Annotated in this window: 23 protein-coding genes; 14 read left to right on the plus strand and 9 right to left on the minus strand. The window is 54.9% G+C overall.

The genetic code is table 11. The features are described from left to right. Positions 1 to 51: 51 nt before the first annotated feature. The 4 genes from TW80_RS03845 to soxR are packed head-to-tail and all read right to left on the minus strand — an operon-like array spanning position 52 to position 3620. The gene (locus tag TW80_RS03845) at positions 52 to 861 is read right to left on the minus strand and encodes an isocitrate lyase/PEP mutase family protein (RefSeq protein ID WP_045996001.1); all 810 of its coding nucleotides are present in this window, start codon (positions 859 to 861) and stop codon (positions 52 to 54) included. Then, positions 858 to 1919: a bifunctional transcriptional activator/DNA repair enzyme AdaA gene (locus TW80_RS03850; protein WP_045996002.1), complete on the minus strand. Its 1062-nt coding sequence runs from the start codon at positions 1917 to 1919 to the stop codon at positions 858 to 860. The genes TW80_RS03845 and TW80_RS03850 overlap by 4 nt, the downstream gene beginning before the upstream one ends. Positions 1920 to 1969: 50 nt before the next feature. After that, entirely contained in the window at positions 1970 to 3145 is a 1176-nt protein-coding gene (locus TW80_RS03855) for a pyridoxal phosphate-dependent aminotransferase (RefSeq protein ID WP_045996003.1), read from the minus strand. Between the two features lie 31 nt (positions 3146 to 3176). Continuing rightward, positions 3177 to 3620: a redox-sensitive transcriptional activator SoxR gene (soxR, locus tag TW80_RS03860; protein WP_045996004.1), complete on the minus strand. Its 444-nt coding sequence runs from the start codon at positions 3618 to 3620 to the stop codon at positions 3177 to 3179. 243 nt (positions 3621 to 3863) lie between these two features. Here soxR and TW80_RS03865 point away from each other — a divergent pair, with 243 nt between their 5' ends. Continuing rightward, positions 3864 to 4253, plus strand: coding sequence for a VOC family protein (locus tag TW80_RS03865; protein WP_045996999.1), 390 nt, complete (start codon positions 3864 to 3866; stop codon positions 4251 to 4253). Positions 4254 to 4316: 63 nt separating this feature from the next. Further along, positions 4317 to 4844 (plus strand): DUF1697 domain-containing protein, encoded by a 528-nt coding sequence (locus TW80_RS03870; RefSeq protein WP_045996005.1) that lies wholly within the window; start codon positions 4317 to 4319, stop codon positions 4842 to 4844. Positions 4845 to 4850: 6 nt separating this feature from the next. Here the strand turns inward: TW80_RS03870 and TW80_RS03875 are convergent, their stop codons facing one another. Beyond that, positions 4851 to 5132: an SH3 domain-containing protein gene (locus TW80_RS03875; protein WP_045996006.1), complete on the minus strand. Its 282-nt coding sequence runs from the start codon at positions 5130 to 5132 to the stop codon at positions 4851 to 4853. 247 nt (positions 5133 to 5379) lie between these two features. On the opposite strand from TW80_RS03875, the gene cysS reads away from it, so the two are divergent. From cysS to TW80_RS03895, 3 genes are read left to right on the plus strand one after another with little or no spacing between them, the layout of a single operon-like run. Then, entirely contained in the window at positions 5380 to 6789 is a 1410-nt protein-coding gene (cysS, locus tag TW80_RS03885; RefSeq protein WP_045996008.1) for a cysteine--tRNA ligase, read from the plus strand. Further along, positions 6786 to 8405: a citramalate synthase gene (cimA, locus tag TW80_RS03890; RefSeq protein WP_045996009.1), complete on the plus strand. Its 1620-nt coding sequence runs from the start codon at positions 6786 to 6788 to the stop codon at positions 8403 to 8405. Before cysS ends, cimA begins: the two co-directional genes overlap by 4 nt. 33 nt (positions 8406 to 8438) lie before the next feature. Next, positions 8439 to 9206 (plus strand): squalene/phytoene synthase family protein, encoded by a 768-nt coding sequence (locus tag TW80_RS03895; RefSeq protein ID WP_045996010.1) that lies wholly within the window; start codon positions 8439 to 8441, stop codon positions 9204 to 9206. Here the strand turns inward: TW80_RS03895 and TW80_RS03900 are convergent. From TW80_RS03900 to cobA, 4 genes are read right to left on the minus strand one after another with little or no spacing between them, the layout of a single operon-like run. Continuing rightward, positions 9203 to 9874, minus strand: coding sequence for a hypothetical protein (locus TW80_RS03900; RefSeq protein WP_045996011.1), 672 nt, complete (start codon positions 9872 to 9874; stop codon positions 9203 to 9205). The two genes, TW80_RS03895 and TW80_RS03900, sit on opposite strands and share 4 nt — an antisense overlap. After that, the gene (locus TW80_RS03905) at positions 9875 to 11089 is read right to left on the minus strand and encodes an MFS transporter (protein WP_045996012.1); all 1215 of its coding nucleotides are present in this window, start codon (positions 11087 to 11089) and stop codon (positions 9875 to 9877) included. A 42-nt stretch (positions 11090 to 11131) separates the two neighbouring features. Further along, entirely contained in the window at positions 11132 to 12379 is a 1248-nt protein-coding gene (locus TW80_RS03910) for a cobyrinate a,c-diamide synthase (protein WP_045996013.1), read from the minus strand. Between the two features lie 58 nt (positions 12380 to 12437). Then, complete coding sequence (gene cobA / locus TW80_RS03915; protein WP_045996014.1) at positions 12438 to 13289, minus strand: uroporphyrinogen-III C-methyltransferase; 852 nt, start codon at positions 13287 to 13289, stop codon at positions 12438 to 12440. A gap of 97 nt (positions 13290 to 13386) precedes the next feature. On the opposite strand from cobA, the gene TW80_RS03920 reads away from it, so the two are divergent. The 9 genes from TW80_RS03920 (at position 13387) to pgi (ending at position 21830) form a co-directional block, all read left to right on the plus strand. After that, a complete protein-coding gene (locus TW80_RS03920) occupies positions 13387 to 14433 on the plus strand; it encodes a cobalt-precorrin-5B (C(1))-methyltransferase (protein WP_045996015.1) in 1047 nt (348 codons plus the stop codon). Next, on the plus strand, positions 14430 to 15149 hold the full coding sequence (locus TW80_RS03925) for a cobalt-precorrin-6A reductase (RefSeq protein WP_045996016.1): 720 nt from the start codon (positions 14430 to 14432) through the stop codon (positions 15147 to 15149). Before TW80_RS03920 ends, TW80_RS03925 begins: the two co-directional genes overlap by 4 nt. Further along, positions 15149 to 15778, plus strand: coding sequence for a DNA-3-methyladenine glycosylase family protein (locus TW80_RS03930; RefSeq protein ID WP_045996017.1), 630 nt, complete (start codon positions 15149 to 15151; stop codon positions 15776 to 15778). The genes TW80_RS03925 and TW80_RS03930 overlap by 1 nt, the downstream gene beginning before the upstream one ends. Beyond that, positions 15775 to 16443 (plus strand): alpha/beta hydrolase, encoded by a 669-nt coding sequence (locus TW80_RS03935; protein ID WP_045996018.1) that lies wholly within the window; start codon positions 15775 to 15777, stop codon positions 16441 to 16443. Before TW80_RS03930 ends, TW80_RS03935 begins: the two co-directional genes overlap by 4 nt. Before the next feature lie 83 nt (positions 16444 to 16526). After that, complete coding sequence (locus tag TW80_RS03940; RefSeq protein ID WP_157033204.1) at positions 16527 to 17249, plus strand: GGDEF domain-containing protein; 723 nt, start codon at positions 16527 to 16529, stop codon at positions 17247 to 17249. Positions 17250 to 17378: 129 nt separating this feature from the next. Beyond that, positions 17379 to 17972 (plus strand): HNH endonuclease, encoded by a 594-nt coding sequence (locus tag TW80_RS03945; RefSeq protein ID WP_204218466.1) that lies wholly within the window; start codon positions 17379 to 17381, stop codon positions 17970 to 17972. An 85-nt stretch (positions 17973 to 18057) separates the two neighbouring features. Further along, positions 18058 to 19512 carry a glucose-6-phosphate dehydrogenase gene (zwf, locus tag TW80_RS03950; protein WP_045996019.1) on the plus strand — a complete coding sequence of 485 codons (1455 nt, stop codon included), beginning with the start codon at positions 18058 to 18060 and terminating at the stop codon, positions 19510 to 19512. 46 nt (positions 19513 to 19558) lie between these two features. Beyond that, positions 19559 to 20230, plus strand: coding sequence for a 6-phosphogluconolactonase (gene pgl, locus TW80_RS03955; protein WP_045996020.1), 672 nt, complete (start codon positions 19559 to 19561; stop codon positions 20228 to 20230). Between the two features lies 1 nt (position 20231). Further along, on the plus strand, positions 20232 to 21830 hold the full coding sequence (pgi, locus tag TW80_RS03960; RefSeq protein WP_045996021.1) for a glucose-6-phosphate isomerase: 1599 nt from the start codon (positions 20232 to 20234) through the stop codon (positions 21828 to 21830). Positions 21831 to 21840: the final 10 nt, after the last annotated feature.

Raw genomic sequence — 21840 nt, forward strand, 5'->3', positions numbered from 1 at the left:
TGGAAAATGCGGATGAATTGTTGGACCCACGGTGCAAGCCGTGGGTCTTTGCTATTGGGTGAGCAGTTCATCAATGATCTGGCCGTCGATCCCATTGCCAAGATCCGAAAACGCGCCATCAAACATCTGAAGTGCGGCATCATGAATGACCCGATGCGTCACCCGTGCCAAGGCAGACCCAAGTGAAAGCCGCGCAACGCCAATGGCCGCGAAATCGGCGCGTTTCTGGGCGGTAAACTGGCCTGCGACAAGCGCATTCACGGGTTTATTGACCGCATCGCAAATCCGTTTCAGGGCAGCCATGTCAGGCGGCAGTGGCGCATAGAGGCAGTCCGCGCCGGCGTTAGCAAATGCGCGTAGGCGTCGAATGGCTTCATCCGTGACATATGACCCGATCATAATTCCATCGGCGCGGGCGGTCAGTACAAAATCCGAGCCAATCGCACGCACAGCGCTGGCAGCCGCGCGGATGCGTTCGACCGCGAGGTCAAATTCATAAGGTGCATCACTGGGCAAAGCCGTGTCTTCGATGCAGATTCCGGCCAGACCGATCTCAGCGGCTAACCGCACAGTTTCAGCGCAGGTTTCTGGTGCCTCTCCAAACCCATTTTCGAAATCGCCTTGAACAGGAACCTTGGCCACCGAGAGAATATCGCTTGCATGGGCGAGCGCCTCGTCACGGGTCAATGTTCCACCATCAGGCCGCCCCATGGTAAAGGCATGCGCGGCCGAAGAAGTCGCAAGCGCCTTGGCACCGAGCGCTTGCATCATTTTGGCGCTGCCCTTGTCCCAGACATTTGCAAGGATGAAAGCAGCACCGGGAACATGCATGGCGCGAAAGTCTGTAGCGTGGTCGTTCATTGCAATGCCTTTGTTATGAATTGTTTCTCAAGATCAATAAGTTGCCGTTTGCGCCATAACCCACCGCCATAGCCAGTGAGGCTGCCGTCTGCACCAATGATACGGTGGCAGGGCACGATCAATGCGATTTGGTTCGCCCCATTGGCACGGGCGACGGCGCGTGTAGCATTTGGTGCACCGATCTTTTGTGCCAATTGCTGATAGCTGCGTGTTTGACCGGGCGGTATATCACGCAGGGAATGCCAGATTTGGCGCTGAAACGCGGTGCCATGCAACGTGAGCGGAACAGAGAACACAGCGCTTTTCCCGGCGAAATAGGCGTTTAGCTCTGCCGCGAGCACATCAGTAATCGAATAGCGGCCAACACCAAGATCATCCTTTGCAATTTTGCGTAGTCGGTTCAGTTCAGCGGGTAGCGCCTTGCGATCCGCAAATTCCAGCAAATGCACAGAGCTTTCATCGCACACGGCTATCATATCACCCATCGGTGTCGGGATGTGCGTTGCGCGCAGCGTGGCGTTGGCGCGAAAACTATTGGGCGGTGTCCCCAGCAGCTTCGCGAAAGCCTTGCGAAAAGCAGAAGCACTATCAAAACCGGATTCAAGCTGCGCATCAATCACGCGCCCGGTCTCAAGCGCAGTAAACCCGTGTGCTAAGCGTCTTTTGCGGGCCATTTCCAGAAAGGTCATGCCAAAGTAACGTTTAAAACTGCGCCGAATAGTCGATGGATCATAGCCCATTGTGGCAATGTCAGTTTCGGACCAACGATGCGTGGGATCACGATCCAATGCGGCGAGAAAAGGTTGCACCATCGGGTCATCTTTGGCTGCGGGTGAAATTGGGTTGCAGCGCTTGCAAGGGCGATAGCCAGCATCAATGCAGGCAGATGTCGTCGCATAGAAATGACAATTCTCGCGCTTTGGCTTGCGCGCGGGGCATGTGAGGCGACAAAAAATCCCAGTCGATGAAACACCGACATAGGCTGTGCCATCAAAGGCAGGGTCGCGAGCCAGTAGGGCCGTATAAAGCGTGTCGTGGTCAGGCAGGTTCATAAGCATGACGCCAGATTAGACGATTCTAATTTTCGTTGTCGCCCAATATCGGGCGTCTATTTAGGAACCTGATTTGTAGCGAATTGTATCAATCGTTCCAGTGCTGCCGCATATCGCGCATCGTCAATGGTCATCGCGACCCGGATATGCCCGGCAGCGGCCTTCCCAAAGCTCTCGCCCGGCATCACGGCGATTTTTTCGGCGTCAAGCAAGGCGTTGGCAAATTCCTGTCCGGTCATGCCCGTCGCGCGGATATCCAGCATCAGGTACATAGCACCTTGTGCAGGCACATATTTAACGATGTCTTGTTTTTGCAAGATGTCCATCGATATGGCGCGTCTGCGTTGAAACGGGGCTGCGACGTCTGCTTCCACTAAAGCACCTTGTTTGAGGGCAAATTCGGCTGCATCCTGAATGAAACCTGCGACGCCATAGGTCGTGTGCGTGGCAAGGTTAATCAGATGGGTGATCACATCTTGTGGGGCGCATATCCAGCCAACACGACTGCCTGTCATGGCATGGCTCTTGGACATAGAGCCAATCACAAGGGTGCGTTCCGCCATACCGGGTAGGGCGCGGGGGCTGATATGCGCACCATCCCAAATTTGTGTGTCGTAAACCTCGTCTGAGATGAGCCACAGATCGTGTTTCTTACAGGTCTCGGCAATCGCGGCCCATGTAGCATCAGAATAAACGGCACCAGTTGGATTGTTCGGGCTATTCACGAGTAGCGATTTGGCGCCTTTTGCGGCCAAGTCGAGTGCGTTGGCCGTAGGCTGAAATCCGGTCTCTGGTGTTGTTATGATTGCCTTAGGGGTTGCGCCGACGCTGCGGATCGTGCCGGGGTAGGTCACATAGTACGGATCAACATATAGGGCGGTATCACCCGGATCGCAGGTCGCATGATGTGCAGCGAATAGTGCCGCTTGACCGCCCGGCGTCACAAGGATGTTGTTGGCCGTTGTCCGGACGCCAGTACGCTCTTGGATGCGGTTTGCAATCGTTGTGCGTAAACTCTGGGTGCCCGGTACAACAGCATAGCCCGTATGCCCGCCTAATGCGGCGACGTGCATGGCGTTCAAAATGTCTGGGTGGGTTCTGATGTCATGTTCACCGATGGTTAGCTCGGTAACGTCGATGCCCTTGGCGATCATACGCCGTGCACGATAGAAAGTTTCCCAACCGTCAGATCCGCCGGTGGTGATTTGCGTAATACGTTCAGAGAGTTCCATTCCGCATGGGAATAGTGCACCGGAGGCAAAGTCAAGCGGGTAGCTTGGTCAAATTGCGCGGGCCCGGTCCTTGTTCGGATTTGACGTCTGATGGGTTGTATAGTGCGCAGCTCTTGAGGCTCAGGCATCCGCAACCGATACAGCCATCTAATTTGTCGCGCAGCTCTTCGAGCGCCGCAATGCGGGCGTCAATCTCGGTCCGAAAGGTTTTGCTGATCCGGGTCCAGTCAGCCTTGTTCGGGGCTTTGTGATCGGGCAAGGGCCGCAGGTGGTTTGCAATCTCGGCCAATGGGAACCCTAAGGTTTGAGCAGCCATCGCGAATGACAGGCGTCGAATGTCTGATTTGCCATAGCGCCTGTGGCCGCCTTGATTGCGCAGGGGCTTCACAATGCCATGTGTTTCATAAAACCGTATCGCCGAGACAGCCAAACCCGTCCGCGTGGCAAGGTCCCCAATCGATAGTCCTTGGCTCATGAAATTAATCCTTGATCTAAAGTTAACTTGAGAAATTACAAACCGATTCATCGCAGAAATCCAGTGGGAAATCTCATGAGCCAGTACAGCGCAAGATATTATCTGAACGATCACCGTGCAGCCGCCGCATTGCGGCATGACGGGATAGGCTGGGATCATGATGCAAAGAGCGTGATGTTACCGCGTCAGCCCCAGCCCAGTTGGATTGAGCGATTTATGAAAATCATAAAAAGGAACCTCAAAATGAGCCGTCTTGAACATGTGAACATTACCGTTTCAAATCCAATCGCGACTGCACGGATGTTAGAACAGCTTTTTGGCTGGCGCATTCGTTGGGAGGGCGAAGCCATGGATGGGCAGGGCTACACTGTGCATGTTGGCACCGATGATAGCTATGTTGCTGTCTATTCCGGCAAAGACCCCAAGCAGGTCGTTCCAAAGTCGGACGCCAGCTATGCGACACGGGGTGCGATCAATCATATCGGTATTGTCGTTGATGATATTGATGTCATCGAAGAAAAGACGATCGCGATGGGCTATACGCCTCAGAACCACGCAGATTATGAACCGGGTCGCAGGTTTTACTTTGCCGATGACGATGGTGTCGAGTTCGAGGTGATTAGTTACCCCTGATCCGTACCAAGGCTTGACCTGAGATGTCACCGTGCCATTGTCGCGGTGACAAAGGATCACATTATGCCCAGATACGTCGCATTGTTTCGCGGGATCAATGTTGGTGGAAACCACATGATACCGATGTCAGAGTTGCGAGAACTATGTGCCTGCGTCCTGGGGGCGCAAAATGTACAAAGCTACATTGCATCGGGTAATTTGGTCTTCAATACAGACCTTGCTATCGGCGATATTGAAAATCAGCTTTGCCGGGCGATCAAGGTTAAGTACGGGTTTGAAATTGCCATTGTTCTATTAAGCCAAAGCGCATTTGGCGCGGTTCTTACGGCGTGTCCTTTTCCCGATGGGCAGGGGAACAAAGTACACGCCTATTTATGTCTGAGAGACCCCATTGTGGATCAAAGCAAGATTGATTGCCTTAAGGCGGCGAATGAACAAATCGCGATTATTGATCGTACCGTTTGGCTCTTTGCGCCAGATGGGATGGGGCGGTCACAGCTGGCCGGAAAAATGGAAAGCTGTATTGGCACCGCCACCGCCCGAAACCTGAATACAATGCGCAAGATCGGTCAGATGTTGGAAGTTAGCTAATGGCAGTTATTCGGTCAGATAGTCGGCCGAGACATAGCCGCTGACTTGTGGGGCATTGCCAAGAGACACGCGACACCATCTTTGCCCGACCTCTGTCACACATTCATGTCGATTCAATGCGGTACCGTCAGGAAGGCCAAGAATAATATTGTAGCCTAGGCTGGGACCAGATCGAAGCTTGAGCAGCTGATCTGCTCCGACATTCTGTACGGTTGTGCGGTCCCCAACCACGCTGCCACAGCTAGCAAGCAAGGATAGGACCATAAGGGTAATAATGTGCCGACGCATAGCGAACCTCATGTGTTTTATCTATGCATAGCCCGAGCTTAGGTGAAATCCTAGGAGATTGGCGCAGGGCCGGCTATTCTATGCTGGACCTGTGCGGTGGCGACTGCTAAAGAAAACTTATGAAAAGCATGAGCATCATTATCTGCTGCATTATTACCTGCTGACAACTGTCGCGGGCTGCTCTTTCACGTTTCAATCAGATGCTGAACTTGGTAAGCCCGCCGGCGAAACCCGTGCGTGAGGCGTTATGACAATTATCCGGCTGCAAAATACAAAGACCCGCAAACGCGAGGACTTTGTCCCGATCGATCCAGAAAACGTGCGGATGTATGTCTGTGGGCCGACGGTGTACGACCGCGCCCATTTGGGGAATGCCCGGCCTGTCGTTGTCTTTGACGTGCTTTATCGTTTGCTACACCATGTCTATGGCGCCGATCACGTGACCTATGTGCGCAATTTTACCGATGTGGACGACAAAATTAACGCGCGCGCAGCCGAGAGTGGACGCACCATCCAAGAGATCACTGACGAAACAGCAAGCTGGTATCTCGATGATATGACCGCAGTTGGTGCGCTAAACCCGAACCAGATGCCACGCGCTACGCAGTACATTCCACAAATGATTGCAATGATCGAAGATCTCATTGCAAAGGGGCATGCCTATCCTGACGGCGCTGGGCATGTGCTGTTCTCGGTCAAGTCCTACCCGCAATATGGTGCGCTTTCTGGGCGGTCCGTCGATGATATGATCGCAGGTGCCCGTGTTGAGGTCGCTGACAACAAACGTGATCCGATGGATTTTGTTCTATGGAAGCCATCGAGCGATGATCTGCCAGGATGGGATAGCCCGTGGGGGCGGGGACGTCCGGGTTGGCACATCGAATGCTCGGCCATGGCGCATGATCTGCTTGGCGAGCGCTTTGATATCCACGGGGGGGGCAATGACTTGATGTTTCCGCACCATGAAAACGAAATCGCCCAGAGCTGCTGCGCCTCTGGCCATGCTGATGACGGCGAAGGCTTTGCAAACTACTGGCTGCACAATGAGATGCTGCAAGTCGAAGGTAAGAAGATGTCCAAGTCCTTGGGGAACTTCTTTACCGTCCGCGACCTGCTAGATCAGGGTATCCCCGGAGAGGTGATCCGCTTTGTGTTCCTGCAAACCCATTACCGTAAGCCAATGGATTGGACGGCGGAGAAGGCGGCGCAGGCGCAGACGACCCTAAAGGCGTGGCGCAAGCTGCTTGCAGCTGCCGAGCCAACCGGCCCTGATGAGGCCGTTGTGACCGCGATAGCAGATGACCTGAACACATCAGGCGCGATTGCCGAGCTGCACCGCATGGCCAAAGACATCGCGGCGAACCCGCAAAAGGATTGTTTCTATGAAAAAGGAACGATGCTGGCCTCTGCGCAATTGCTTGGGCTTTTGACCGATGACTTGGCGGGATGGGAAACTGCGGGGCCTGATTTATCTGCGCTTGCTGATAAACTCGCAGGCTTGCGCGCAACTGCGATGGGGACCAAAGACTTTGCCCCTGTGGACGCGCTGAAATCTGCGCTGATCGCTGCAGGTGTCGAGGTGCGTATGTCCAAGACCGGGGTCGAGCTGGACGCTGGACCAAATTTCGATCCTTCTAAACTTGAGGCGCTGTCATGACCAAAGAACGTCTATACCTATTCGATACGACGCTCCGTGATGGGGCGCAGACCCAAGGGGTCCAGTTCTCGGCTGATGAAAAGCGTCAGATCACGGCTGTGCTGGATAAATTGGGCATAGATTATATCGAAGGCGGTTGGCCCGGTGCAAACCCGACAGATACCGAATTCTTTGCCAATCCGCCAAAGACAAATGCGACCATGACCGCATTTGGCATGACCAAACGCTTGGGTCGCTCTGCCGAGAACGACGATATTCTGGCGGGGGTGGTGAATGCGGGGACCTCTGCTGTGTGTTTGGTGGGCAAGTCGCATGATTTTCACGTGACAACCGCGCTGGGCATCACGCTTGAGGAAAACACCGAGAACCTACGCGCGAGCTTTGCCTACCTCAAGGATCGTGGCCGCGAGGCATTATTCGATGCCGAGCATTTCTTTGACGGCTACAAAGCTAATCCCGATTATGCGCTAGAGGCGATCCATGCCGCCTATGATGCCGGAGCGCGCTGGATCGTCCTCTGTGATACTAACGGCGGAACGCTGCCACATGAGGTGACCGAGATCGTCACCGCCGTCATCGCAAGTGGTATTCCGGGCGATCACCTCGCGATCCATACGCATAATGATACTGAAAATGCGGTTTCCAACACGTTGGCCGCTGTCATGGCGGGCTGTCGTCAGGTCCAAGGCACGTTGAACGGTCTAGGCGAACGCTGCGGCAACGCGAACCTGACCACGCTGATCCCGACGCTGTTGCTCAAGGAACCATTCGCCAGCAAATTTGAAACGGGTGTCAGCCTTGATGCGTTGAAAGGACTGCGCAAAGCGTCACGGATGCTCGATGACATTTTGAACCGGGTGCCAGCAAAACAGGCCGCCTATGTGGGTGCGTCTGCCTTTGCGCATAAGTCAGGTTTGCACGCCTCGGCGATTGCAAAGGACCCATCGACATACGAACACATCGACCCGAGTGCGGTTGGTAACAGCCGCATTGTTCCCATGTCCAATCAGGCCGGGCAATCCAATTTGCGCGCGCGACTGGCCGATGCGGGGATTGCCGTAGAGGCAGGTGATCCGGCCTTGTCGCGGATTGTTGAGCGGATCAAAGAAAAAGAGGCGCAAGGGTTTTCTTACGACACGGCACAGGCCAGTTTTGAACTGCTCGCCCGTGACGAATTGGGAACTTTGCCGGAATTCTTTGAGGTGAAGCGCTACCGTGTGACGATTGAGCGCCGCAAGAACAAGCGCGGTAAGATGGTATCTTTGTCCGAAGCCGTCGTCGTGACCAAGGTGAACGGTGAAAGGTTCCTAAACGTTTCGGAAAGCCAAGGACCAGACGGTAGTGACCAAGGTCCCGTCAACGCTTTGTCGCGGGCCTTGTCCAAGGATTTGGGGCCATACCAGCAATATATCGAAGATATGCAACTGGTGGATTTTAAGGTGCGTATCACAAATGGGGGCACCGAAGCGGTCACACGCGTTATCATTGATAGCGAAGACGGGCAGGGCAAGCGTTGGTCAACGGTCGGAGTCAGTGCCAACATCGTCGATGCCTCGTTCGATGCATTGGTCGATGCGATCAATTGGAAGTTGATTCGTGATGGTGCAACGCTCTGATTTTTTGAGTATTTTTGGCAAGATGATAGAGCAATGAGCCTGAATGCCTGTGCCGCTTTGGTTGAAAAGGCCGATCCTGAACGCTTTCGTGCGACGATGGCGGCACCTGTTGGCGCGCGTCGCGTGTTGTTTCCGTTATATGCGTTCAATGTTGAGGTTGCGCGCGCTCCTTGGGTGACGCAAGAGCCGATGATTGCAGAAATGCGGTTGCAATGGTGGCGTGACGCGCTTGAAGAAATTGCGGGCGATAAGAAGCCGCGTAAGCATGAGGTGGTTGATGCGCTCGCCGAGGTTTTGGATGCGGAAGGTGCGGCGCTCTTGGATGGTTTGGTCGCCGCGCGTCGTTGGGATATCTACAAGGATCCGTTCGAGGATGCCGCCCATTTTGATAGCTACATCGATGCAACCTCAGGACATTTGATGTGGACCGCTGCGCGGTTGCTGGGGCAGCGCGATGAAGCTGTTATCCGGGATTTTGCTTATGCCGCAGGCGTGGCAAATTGGTTTCGCGCGATCCCGGACTTGGAAGAGCGTGGCCGCAAGCCATTGCCGGATGGGTCTGAAGCGGGTGTTTTGTCACTCGCCACACGGGCTGAGGCGCAACTGATTGCCGCGATTGAACAACGCAATGGGGTCGCGAGTGACGCAGCACCTGTCTTGTATTCGGGTTATTTGACACGCCCCGTCTTACACCAAATTCGCAAAGATCCGGGTAAGGTTGCCCGTGGAGCGCTTGGGCTACCACCGTTGCGCGAACATTTGCGGTTTATGCATGTCGCGCTGCGGGGATGGTGGCGCTAGTCGGCAGCGTGTTCTTTGATCGCGCGTTTTAACGCTTTATGTCCGCGTGGGCTTAAGCGACTCAGCGCCTCAGCTGGATCAATGTCATGCCGCGCGAGGAATTCTGCCAGCGCATAGGAACGTGACTCTTGGGTCATGTAACCAGACCACCCCATTTGAGCAGGCCCCTCAATTGCAAAGAGCCCAAAGCCATGTGTGATACAATGCAAGTCGGTTGATAGTTCATGCACTGGTTCACCACCTGGCATCGCGTCGATATAATTAGCAAGACGGCCATGCATTAATTCGTGCGTCATGGTGTTAATAAAGCCAATCGGTTGGCGCATCAAAGCAGGGTCGTAGTTGATCATGGGCGCATCATCGTCATGATGGTACAGGCCAGCTACTGCCGAGAGATCTTGATAGTTGTGCCTATATTCAGGGTCGATCGATCCTAGAGGCAATACAGGAATGGATGGCAATGGGAGCAAACGCGCAATATCATCCGCGATTTGTTGTGCAACTTCTGGGCTGTCACCAGCCTTGGCAGTGAAAAACTCTTTGGTTGCCTTGATAAGTTTGCGCGAGCTGCTCCAGTCCGGCCCGAATGTGGTATCTGCCCAATCGAAGCTGTCGACGATCCATTCTTTCAGTTCGTCACTGATGCTTTGAGAGCGACGCCAGAACATCTATTTTATGCCTCTTGGCTGTCGCGCGAGCCAGATTAGCGATCCGCCTGCAAGTACGAGGAATGGGATCATGGCGAGGTTCACGGCGGTCCAACCTTCGACGGCTGTACCACCTGAGCAGTTCATCAATCCGCCTGAGGCCAACGAAGCGACCGTAACCATGCCAAAGACAATCATGTCGTTCAGGCCTTGGACCATGCCACGTTCATGGGGTGAATGGGCGCCAGCGAGCATTGTCGTCGCCCCAATAAACCCAAAGTTCCAGCCCAATCCAAGCAGAATTAATGCGCCGTAGAAGTTGATCAAAGTCACGCCGCTGAGAGCAACGACACCTGCGCCTGCAAGGATTGCGAGCCCAGTTGCGACGATTTTTTCAACACCGAATTTGGCGATCAGATGCCCGGTAAAGAATGACGGCACAAACATTGCCAACACATGTGCAGACACGATGTCATTGGCGTTGTTTTTATCAAAGCCGCAGCCAACCACAGCCAAAGGCGTCGATGTCATCACGAGGTTCATCAGCGCATAGGAAACCATGCCGCAGATGATGGCGACAAGGACCCTTGGTTCACGCAAGAGCGCCATGCGGCTACGGGTCGGTTGTTCGTGTTGTGTTTGATCTTGCTTTGCGCCTTTGGGCAGATCGAGGAAAATAAACAAGAGCATCCCGCCGATGTTGATTGCCGCAACAGCAAGGTAGCTGCCAAGAAACGGAATTGCGTAAGCGTCTTGGACGAGTTTGTTCAACTGTGGGCCGATCATCGCGGATAGTAGGCCACCAGCCATAACATATGAAATCGCCTTGGGTCGGAAGCTCTCGGACGCGGTGTCGGTGGCGGCAAACCGGAAAAAGCCCTGTGCTGACATATAGATACCAGTCATATATGAACCAGCAAGAAAGAGCCCAAAGGAGGCTTGGTACAATCCATAGGCTGAGATGAGCCCACCAAGCGCGCCTGCGCAGGCCCCCAAGACAAATCCAAACCGCCGCCCGTTACGTTGCATAAGCGGGCTGAGCCAAGGCGCCGTTGTCATTGATCCAAATACGATAAATGAGATTGGCAAGGTCGCAAGGCAGGGGTTATCCGCCAGCATGCCGCCGGCCAATCCACCGATCACAAAAATCATCGGCATTTGCGCGCCCAGAATAGCCTGAGCGAGCACAAGTACGGCTACGTTACGTTTGGCGCGTCTGTCGTTTGAATGTTCCATATGCGTATCGGTAAACAGCGTATCTCGCTGACGCAATGGTATTTATGACGCATCAATCAAATGGAAAAATGACCCGGAAACCTTCCCGTTAATCAGGCCCGCTGCGCCGAGGTCATGACCTTCGGCGTCACGCGCATTGAACAGCGGGGTGCCCTCTGCACGCAATGTGCTCGCGTAGTGGAATTCATGGCCCGTCCAAGAGCCTGCCATGGGTCCGTGGGTTGCCGTAACATGGCGATAACCAAGATGGAGCTTGCGTTGTGCAAATGATGTCTCGAGCCGCAGGAGCCCGGCCATTTCGTGACGTTCGCCATCTGCATCAATCAACCCGTCGCCGAGTATCATATACCCGCCGCATTCACCGAAAATGGGGGCTTTGATGCCCCTTAGGCTGTCGAGGAAGGTAAGATTGCTTGCGAGGCGCCCGGCGTGAAGCTCTGGGTATCCACCGGGGAGGTATACGAAATCTGCGGTTGGAACCGGATCATTGTTGAGTGGCGAGAAGAAGCTAAGCGTCGCTCCTTTTGTGCGCCAATCGTTTAGGACGTGCGGGTAGGTGAATGCGAAAGCCTCGTCTTGGGCTATGGCGATAGATTGGGCCGGCGGTTGCAGGTTGCAGGTAGGTCGCGCTGCAAGCGGTCGTGCGTCAAGTGCCATCAGCGCGTCTAGGTCGACGCTCCGCGTGATGAGGTCAGCAGCGTCGTCAAGGTAGCGTTCTAAGTCAGGCCGTTCTTGGGCTTGGACAAGGCCAAGGTGGCGCGAAGGCTGCGTAAGATCACGCGTGCGTGGCACCACGCCATAAACTTTAATGTCCCCCAATGCGTGGCGCAGCATCTTTTCATGGCGGGGTGAGCCGACGTTGTTCAGGATGATGCCAGCGATCTGAACGCTTGGGTCAAAATTCATGAAGCCGTGCACAAGCGGAGCAACTGATCCAGCCATTTTTCCTGCATCAATGACCAGCACCACGGGCAAACGCAAAATACGGGCAAGGTCCGCTGTCGCACCTTTCCCTTCCGGCGGCGCGCCATCAAAGAGACCCATCGCGCCTTCGATGATCAGTGGGGTATCACCGTGGGCGAGTGATTTGATCCGGTCTGGTGTCATTGCCCAAGCATCGAGATTGACACACGGACGACCACAAGCGGCCTCGTGAAAGCGTGGGTCAATGTAATCGGGACCGGATTTTGCGGCCCTTATGGGCTGTGTGCGGCTCAACGCGCGCAGTAACCCCAGCGTAATGGTTGTTTTGCCACTACCAGACGATGGGGCGCTAACAATAAAGCTCATCGCTTGTGGTGCCGTTGCGCTGCCTCCGGCGGGAGTATTTTGAACAAAGCGAGGGACATTAGGCTGATTCCGCCGGGCGGCCGCGTCCGAGGGGGTCAAGGTTACGCGGGGCTTGCCCTGCGGCCATGCCCTGCCAGTCGAGCACCTGTCGCATGAGTGCGGATTTGCCGACGCAGATGATTGCGGGCGGTTCGAGCCCCGCATTGGCGATATCGTCGACAACTCTACCTAATGTGGTTTCGAGGACCGTTTGGTCGTCGGTTGTGGCAGAGGTTACCACGGCGACGGGTTCGTCGATGGGCCGACCTGCGTTTAACAATTTTTCGGCGATTTGGGCGATGTGCTTCATCCCCATATAGATGACAATCACCTGTGATCCTCTGGAAATGCTACCCCAATCGAGCGATCCCGGGGTGTTTCCAGACTGGTCGTGCCCTGTGACAAAGGTGACCGATTGATTGACGTCCCTATGGGTGACAGGAATGCCTGCATAGGCTAGCCCCCCAATCCCGGCAGAAATACCGGGAATGATGCGCACCGGAACATTGTGTTGGACGAGGGTCTGTGCCTCTTCTCCGCCGCGGCCAAAGACAAAAGGGTCGCCGCCCTTGAGGCGTAGAACCTTTTTCCCGGCTCGCGCGAGATCAACCAGTTGTAGCGAAATATCCCGTTGCTTGGCAGAAGGCTTTCCACCTCTTTTACCGGCGTAGATATGTTCGGCTTGGGCGGCCCAATCCAAAATCGCCTCTTGGACCAATGCATCATAGATCACAACATCCGCCTGACGCAGGGCGTTGGCTGCATGCAGTGTCAGAAGGCCGGGATCGCCCGGACCTGCACCACAGAGCCAGACCCATCCGGGTTCCATTTGGGGCCAGCGAAAGGCGGGGAGTTCAGGTGTATGCGTCATAGATCCCTTATGCCGTTGAACGCGACCGTTGGAAAGGTGCCAAACGACCACCGATTGCGGATTGGCGGCATCCAAATGCAGGCTTATAGTCGGACTGATGACAAGAAAGCCCTCCGGAGAATTGCGCCGTGGCTGGACCACAGGCGCTTGTGCGACCGCAGCAACCAAGGCTGCGCTGATCCGGCTTTGGCGTGGGGCGTTTCCATCTGATGTTCAGATTGTGTTACCGCGCGGGGAAAAACCTGTTTTTCCGCTTGCTTTGTCTGAGTGTGGTGCGGATTGGGCACGCGTTGGTATCACGAAAGACGCGGGCGATGATCCGGACGTCACACATGGTGCCTTAATTGTTGTTACTGTTCGTCCGGGGGGGAACGGGATCAAGTTTACGGCTGGCACGGGCGTCGGAGTAGTGACAAAGCCGGGGCTGCCGATTCCAGTTGGTGAAGCTGCCATTAACCCCATTCCACGACAGATGATGAGTGCTGTCGTCAATGAGATGGCTGCAAAATATGCGAGACCCGCAGATGTTGAAATCGAAGTTTCCATTCCCGACGGTGAGGTTATTGCGCAAAAGACGTGGAACCCGCGCCTAGGCATCAAGGGTGGCCTTTCGATTTTGGGGACCACCGGTGTGGTGCGACCTTTCTCGTGCGCGGCTTGGATTGCGTCGATCCATCGTGGTGTCGATGTTGCTCGTGCCGATCAGTTACGCCATGTGGCCGGATGTACAGGTGCAACGTCAGAGAGGGCGGTGCAACAGCATTTTGATCTGCCGGATCACGCCATGCTGGACATGGGGGATTTTGCAGGCGGGCTTTTGAAGTACATCAAGAAAAACCCAGTTGAGCGTGTCACGATCGGCGGGGGGATCGGAAAGATGGCTAAACTGGCGCAAGGGGCCGTTGATCTGCATTCTTCGCGCTCTCAGGTGGATTTCACGAAACTTGCCGCATTGGTGGGCGACACACGCGTCAAAGAGGCGAATACGGCGCTTGAGGCCTATGAAATCGTGGGTGCGGAGCTTGCCAACCGCATCGCGATTGCCGCGCGCGTTCAGGCGCAGGCCCTTGTCGGTCTGCAGACACAGATTGATACGATTGTCATCGACCGGGCAGGCAACATTATCGCAAAGGCGCAGTCATGACGCTGTTAATCTTGGGTGGGACAGGTGAGGCCAAACAAATCGCCAGTGTGCTCGCAGGGCAGGACGCTATTGTTTCGCTTGCAGGCGCGACACGGACGCCCGCGCAGATGAGTTTGCCAACACGGACTGGCGGATTCGGCGGAGAAGAAGGATTTCGTCAGTTTCTGACCAAGAGTGGGATCTCGCGGGTTTTGGATGCGACCCATCCATTTGCCCATCGCATCACCGAGCGCACTGCGCGGGTATGCGCGGAATTGGGCTTGCCATACCTACAGCTTTTACGTCCGGGGTGGTCCCCAGAGGCGGGTGATCATTGGACTGAAATCGCGCATGAAGAAGAGGCCGCCCAACATATCCCTGCGGGATCAACCGTGTTTCTTGGGACCGGACGCCAAACGCTGCAGCGTTTTGATAATCTGGTTGGTTGCGAAGTGATTTGCCGCCAGATTGATCCGCCTGAGGGTGCGTTCCCTTTTGCGGGTGGGCGGTTTTTGGTGGGGCGACCGCCATTTTCGGTCGCCGATGAAGTGAAGCTATTTCAAGAGCTGAATGTTGATTTTCTTATCGTCAAGAATGCTGGTGGTGCGGCGAGCCGGACCAAGCTTACGGCGGCCAATCACTTGGGGATTCCGGTATTGATGATCGCGCGTCCGCCATCGGGGGATTGGCCCTGTGTCACGACGATTGAGGCCGCATTGAATTGGGTGAATGCGTGATGGCGGAGCGAAGGATCGTTGGCCCGGCCTGTATCGCCGAGGGTGCTGCGTGGCTTTGCGCCGCTGAGCCAAGGTTTGAAATCGCGATGAATGGGTTAGCGCCGCTGCCGTTGCGATTAAAACCTGATGGGTTTGCGGAGCTTCTCGCTGCGATTGTCAGTCAACAAGTGAGCGTCGCCTCGGCCAATGCGATCTGGGGTCGTTTGCAAGATGCCGACATGACGACCGCGGCGGCAATCATGCGGGTCGATGATGAAGCGTTGCGCGCGCTCGGCCTCAGCCGTCAAAAGGCGAAATATGCCCGCGCCTTGGCTGAGGCAGAAATCGACTACGCGGGGTTGCGTGATTTGCCGATCAATGAGGTTGTCAAAACGCTCACGGCTGTTTCGGGCATCGGTGTCTGGACGGCCGAGATTTATGCGATGTTTTCATTGGGTCGCGCGGATGTCTTTGCACCGGGGGATTTGGCCCTGCAAGAGGCGGCGAAATTGATCTTTGATTTGGATCAGCGCCCCAAGGAAAGCGAGCTTCGTGCGATGGCACATGCGTGGTCGCCGTGGCGATCGGTTGCGGCGCGCATCATGTGGGCCTACTACAAACACAGTAAACAACGAGAAGGTATCAGATGACACGGGCACTCGAGGCGCAGCGGCGCGAACCACTATCTGGTGAGATCAGATCATGCGTCGTGTTTCTGCACGGTTATGGCGCGAATGCGGCCGATTTGATTGGACTTGCTGATCCGCTTGGAGAGCACATGCCAGATACCCTGTTTATTGCCCCCGATGCCCCCGAGGAATGTGCCGGCGCGCCGATGGGCTTTCAGTGGTTTCCGATCCCATGGATCGACGGATCATCCGAAGAAGAAAGCCGCGCCGGGCTAGAGCGTGCCGCAGCTGATCTGGATGCCTTTCTTGATGGCGTGATGGTCGACGAAGATCTCCTTCCTGAGCAGGTGATCGTTTTGGGTTTTTCCCAAGGGACCATGATGGCGCTACACGTGCTACCGCGTCGCGAAGACCCAGTTGCTGGCATCGTTGCCTTCTCTGGGCGTTTGCTGGAGCCAGAGTTGCTTTCGGATGAGGTTCAGTGCCGGCCCCCGGTTTTGTTGGTTCACGGGGATCAAGACGATGTGGTGCCACCGCAATCGTTGCCGCATGCGGCTGAGACTTTGCAGCAGGCGGGCTGGAAAGAAGTCTACGCGCATATCATGAAAGGCACGGGCCACGGCATCGCGCCTGATGGGTTGCAAGTTGCCTTGGCATTCATGCGCGACCGATTTGGTATGAGCTAAACTTAAAATTTGTCCTATTAACAAAGCCCTTACCGATTACGCCTACAGTCGTGCGCGTGTCCGATTTGGTAGAGGCTTTAAAAATGTTCCATCCCCAGGTTTTGACTGCAATTGCGCCAAGGTCCTTGTGGGGATGGCTGCTGTTTATGCCTGCGCTTACGATCTGCCTTGCGGCAATCGTGTTTGCGCAATTGTTTTTGCTTGGCCATTTGGGGATGGCGCAACACGCATATGGGGTGGTGGCATTCTCACTATCAGCGGTTGTCGTGGGTCTCATCTGTTTGACGGCTGGGCAGTTGCGTAGACTACAGCAACGGGTGAACGCGGTTGGTCGCTCTGATCCTTTGACTGGGTTACTTAATCGACGCGCCTTTAGTGCCGCTGCGATGCGGGTATTGCCGCAAAAAGGCGCTTTACTCGTACTGGACATCGATCATCTGGGATCAATCAACCAGGCGCATGGACGTAGCGCCGGGGATGTTTGCTTGCTCGCGCTGGCGCAAAGATGTCGTGAGCTAACTCGCGTCACCGATATCATCGGACGGCTCGATGGTGCATCGTTTGCTATTTATATGCCGGGCGCCCCGGCTGATTCCGCGAGTGATATTGCAGATCGCCTTGCCGATGGGATTCAGGTCTGTTCGCGCGGTCAGGTGCATGAGGCCACAATATCGGTCGGTGCAGTGGTCGTTCGGGGGCAGCCATCAATCGAAGTGCTTTTGCGATTTGCAGAACGGGCGCTTAATCGCGCTAAGGCAGAAGGGCGGGCGCGTGTGATTCTACGGGGTTGGCCAAAAGCTGCTTAATTTGCACAAAATTTCACAATTTCCGGTAGATGCTGGGGGTTGTCACATTTCTGACGCGATATATAGTCCTTTATTAAGAGGACTGCGGGAACGCCGCTGAATTAAGTTCCCGCGCTTCGTGTGTGGGATATGGATATGACGCAGGCCGATTTTCGAACCGATTTTGTACGTGCCCCTGCGGCACTCAAACAATTTCCGGCATTGGTGCTTAACGCCGACTACCGGCCATTGTCATATTATCCGCTTTCGCTTTGGCCTTGGCAGGACGCGATCAAGGCCGCGTGGTTAGATCGCGTTGATATCGTAAGCGAATATGACGAATATGTGCGCAGCCCAACGACGCAAATCAAAATACCTAGCGTCGTTGTGCTCAAGGATTTTGTGCAACCGCGCAAGCAGGTAGCTTTTACGCGGTTTAATCTGTTTTTACGGGATTCGTTTTGCTGCCAATATTGCGGCGCAAAGGGTGAATTGACCTTTGATCATGTTGTTCCGCGCGCGGCAGGTGGTGTGACAAGCTGGGAAAACGTTGTGGCTGCTTGCTCACCATGCAATCTTAAAAAAGGGTCGCGGTCTCTCAAACAATGTGGCATGAGCCTGCGCAAGCCGCCGCGTCAGCCTGTGACCGAAGAATTGCACAACGCGGGACGCAAATTTCCGCCCAATCACCTGCACGAAAGCTGGGTCGATTTTCTTTATTGGGATGCAGAACTAGAAGCTTAGCGTGAACTGGTGCTAGACTTGGGTTGCTGCGCGGGTTAGATACGCGACGTTAGCGCTAACGTACCTAAACTAAGCGGAGTAAGCTATGGTCTCTCGCGTCATTCCCGTCGAAACTTTTGATCTTGTCATCTTTGGCGGGACCGGTGATTTGGCTCGCCGAAAAATACTGCCCGGACTGTTCCGTCGTTTCCTTTCTGGTCAAATGCCGGATGGATCACGGATCATTGGTGCCGCGCGTTCAGACTTGGATCGTGCTGGTTATCAGCAGATGATCCGAGATGCCGTCGCAGAGTTTGGTGGTGCTGAAAAGAACGATACCAAAGGGTTAGAGGCATTTATTGAAGCGCTTGACTATGTCGCCATCGACGCAAAAGGTGAGGGCGGTTGGGCGCAACTCGCCGGTCTCGTTCGGCAAGACGTCGTGCAAGCGTTCTATTTTTCAGTTGCGCCGTCGCTGTTTGGTGATCTGGCAGAGCGGCTTCATACGCATAAGATTGCGAACGCAGAAAGCCGCATTGTTGTTGAGAAACCATTCGGGCGCGACCTCGATACGGCGCGTGCGCTGAATGAAACGCTAGCGAGCCATTTTGACGAACGGCAGATTTACCGGATTGACCATTATCTTGGGAAAGAAACCGTCCAGAACCTGATGGCCGTGCGCTTTGGCAATATGCTGTTCGAGCCGCTCTGGAACAACCATTACGTCGACCACATTCAGATCACGGTTGCTGAAACTGTCGGCGTCGGTGGTCGTGGCGCTTATTATGATAAATCGGGCGCGATGCGCGATATGGTGCAAAACCATTTGATGCAGTTGCTTTGCCTGATCGCGATGGAACCCCCAAGCCAATTTGGCGCGGACGAAGTGCGCGACGAAAAGCTCAAGGTCATTCGTGCGCTCCAGCCGGTCGAGCCGCATCACATCGTCCGTGGTCAATATGACGCCGGTCCCGATGGGCCAAGCTATCGCGAAGATGCTGAAAATCCACGTTCCTTCACCGAGAGCTTTATCGCGATGAAATGCGAAATCGCGAATTGGCGTTGGGCGGGTGTTCCCTTCTATATGCGCACAGGCAAACGGATGAAGGCACGTTCATCAGAAATCACTGTGGTCTTCAAAGATTTGGGCCATTCAATTTTTGAAGGCGACGAGGCGCGTCATCGCAATATTCTATCCATCCGTCTGCAACCCAACGAAGGCATTGATTTGCAAGTTACCATCAAAGAGCCGGGCCCAGGCGGGATGCGCTTGATTGATGTGCCGCTAGATATGACTTTCGCTGACGCTTTGGGTCCTGACGCCGAAGAAGTTCCAGATGCTTACGAGCGTTTGATCATGGATGTTATTCGGGGAAATCAGACGCTGTTCATGCGTGGTGATGAAGTTGAGGCCGCATGGAGCTGGACCGATCCGTTGATCAACGGATGGGAGGCGCGCAACGATGTGCCCAAGCTTTATGATGCTGGCTCGGCCGGGCCCGAAGATGCGCTTGCGATGATCCATCGTGACGGAAGAAGATGGCGTGAAATCAAAGCCTAAATAGGCAAAGCTAATCTAGTTGAATATCGAAAATGAGGTGGGGTAAATGAAGCTGCTCGAGTATCCTGACGCTGAAATGATGATGATGAATCTGGCTGATACTTTGGCCGGAGAGTTGAAGAATACACTCCTGACCCACGAGACAGCTTCGCTGGCTGTGCCGGGCGGGACGACACCCGGTCCGATTTTCGATAGCCTGTGTAGCGTCGACTTGGATTGGTCTCGTGTTAAGGTCATGCTGACCGACGAGCGCTGGGTTCCAGAAACATCCGACCGGTCGAACACACGGTTGTTGCGCAGTCGGCTGTTGGTCGATCGCGCGGCAGATGCAGAATATGTTCCGCTCTACGCCGAAGCCGAAACGCCAGAGGAAAAGCTGCCAGACCTCGCAGATGCGATGGAGGCTGCCTTGCCGATTTCCGTTTGTCTGTTGGGAATGGGCGCCGATATGCATACTGCGTCGATCTTTCCGGGGGCGGACCAATTGGATTTGGCGCTGAATGGGGCGGACCGGCTGGTTGCGATGCGTGCGCCGGGCGCGCCCGAGCCTCGAATAACGCTATCAGCATCCGTCTTGAATGCGGCAATGAACCGTCACATCGTCATCATCGGTCCTGAAAAGCGTGCCGCTTTGGAAAAGGCGCAGACGCTCTCACCACAAGAGGCGCCCGTGGCTGCCATTCTAAATGGCACAACAGTGCATTGGGCGGAGAAATAAGATGTGGGATAAGCTCAAGGATCACCATAAATCTGTCGCGGATCGTCGCTTTGAAACGATGCTGGATACCGCGCGTGCAGAGGATTTTTCGGCGCGCGCTGGGGATATGTTGTTTGACTATTCCAAGACAAATATTGACCCCACAGCGCGCGATTTACTGATCGAATTGCTCGAGGTGACAGGTGTCGCGCAAAAGCGTGACGCGATGTTCTCTGGCGTTGCGATCAACGAAACCGAAGGGCGCGCGGTGCTGCATACGGCGTTGCGTAATCTTGATGGTGACCCAATCCTGCTGGACGGCGACGACGTGATGCCCGAGGTGCAGGCGACACTTGATCGCATGAGCACGTTTGCTACGGCTATTCGTGATGGCAGCTATGTCGGTCAGGGTGGCAAAATCACTGATGTTGTGAATGTCGGGATTGGTGGTTCTGACTTAGGGCCTGCCATGGCAGTGCAGGCGCTGGCCCCATATCACGATGGGCCACGTTGTCATTTTGTGAGCAACGTTGACCCTGCGGATATCGCGGGCGTGCTGCGGGCCTGTGACCCGAAAACGACCCTTGTGATTGTCGCGTCAAAGACGTTCACGACCATTGAAACCATGACTAACGCGCGTACTGCACAGGCGTGGATGGCGCAGAAGGTATCGGACACCGGTGCGCAATTTGCGGCGCTGTCGACGGCTGCGGATAAAACCGCGGCATTTGGCATTGACGCAAGCCGGGTCTTTGGGTTCGAGGATTGGGTCGGTGGCCGCTATTCGATGTGGGGGCCGATTGGATTGTCATTGATGATCGCTATTGGACCAGACGCTTTTCGCGCGTTTTTGCGTGGTGGGCAGGCGATGGACCAACACTTTAAGGCGGCAGAGTGGCATGAAAACCTGCCTGCATTGCTGGCTTTGGTTGGGGTATGGCACAATCAGGTTTGCGGCCATGCGACCCGCGCGGTGCTGCCCTACGACAATTTGCTAGGTCGCTTGCCAGCGTATTTGCAGCAGCTTGAGATGGAAAGTAACGGCAAAGGCGTCAGCATGGATGGTGCTGATCTGCCCGTAAATTCCGGTCCTGTGGTCTGGGGGGAACCGGGCACCAACGGCCAACATGCGTTCTATCAGCTGATCCATCAGGGGACCCGCGTTATTCCGTGCGAATTCTTGGTGGCGGCACGTGGTCACGAAGATGACCTGCACCACCAACACCAATTGCTGGTCGCCAATTGTTTGGCCCAGTCCGAAGCATTGATGCGGGGTCGTGATCTGGATGAGGCCCGTGACAAGGTTTCTGACAAATTCAGCGGAGAGGAATTGGAGCGTCAAGCGCGTCATCGTGTCTTTCCGGGCAACCGCCCGTCGGTCACGATTGCTTATCCAAAGCTTGATCCTTTTGTTCTGGGACAGATTATCGCGCTGTATGAACACCGCGTATTTGTCGAAGGGGTGATCTTGGGGATCAATTCTTATGATCAGTGGGGGGTTGAACTGGGCAAGGAGCTGGCAACTGCGTTGCAGCCTGTTGTCGAAGGGGCACAGGATACCGCAGGCAAAGATGGATCAACGGCTGCGCTGGTGGATTTCTTGCAAAAGAACGGCGTTTAGCGCACATCTG

It is taken from the genome of Loktanella sp. S4079, assembly GCF_000967725.1.
Taxonomy (GTDB): domain Bacteria; phylum Pseudomonadota; class Alphaproteobacteria; order Rhodobacterales; family Rhodobacteraceae; genus Yoonia.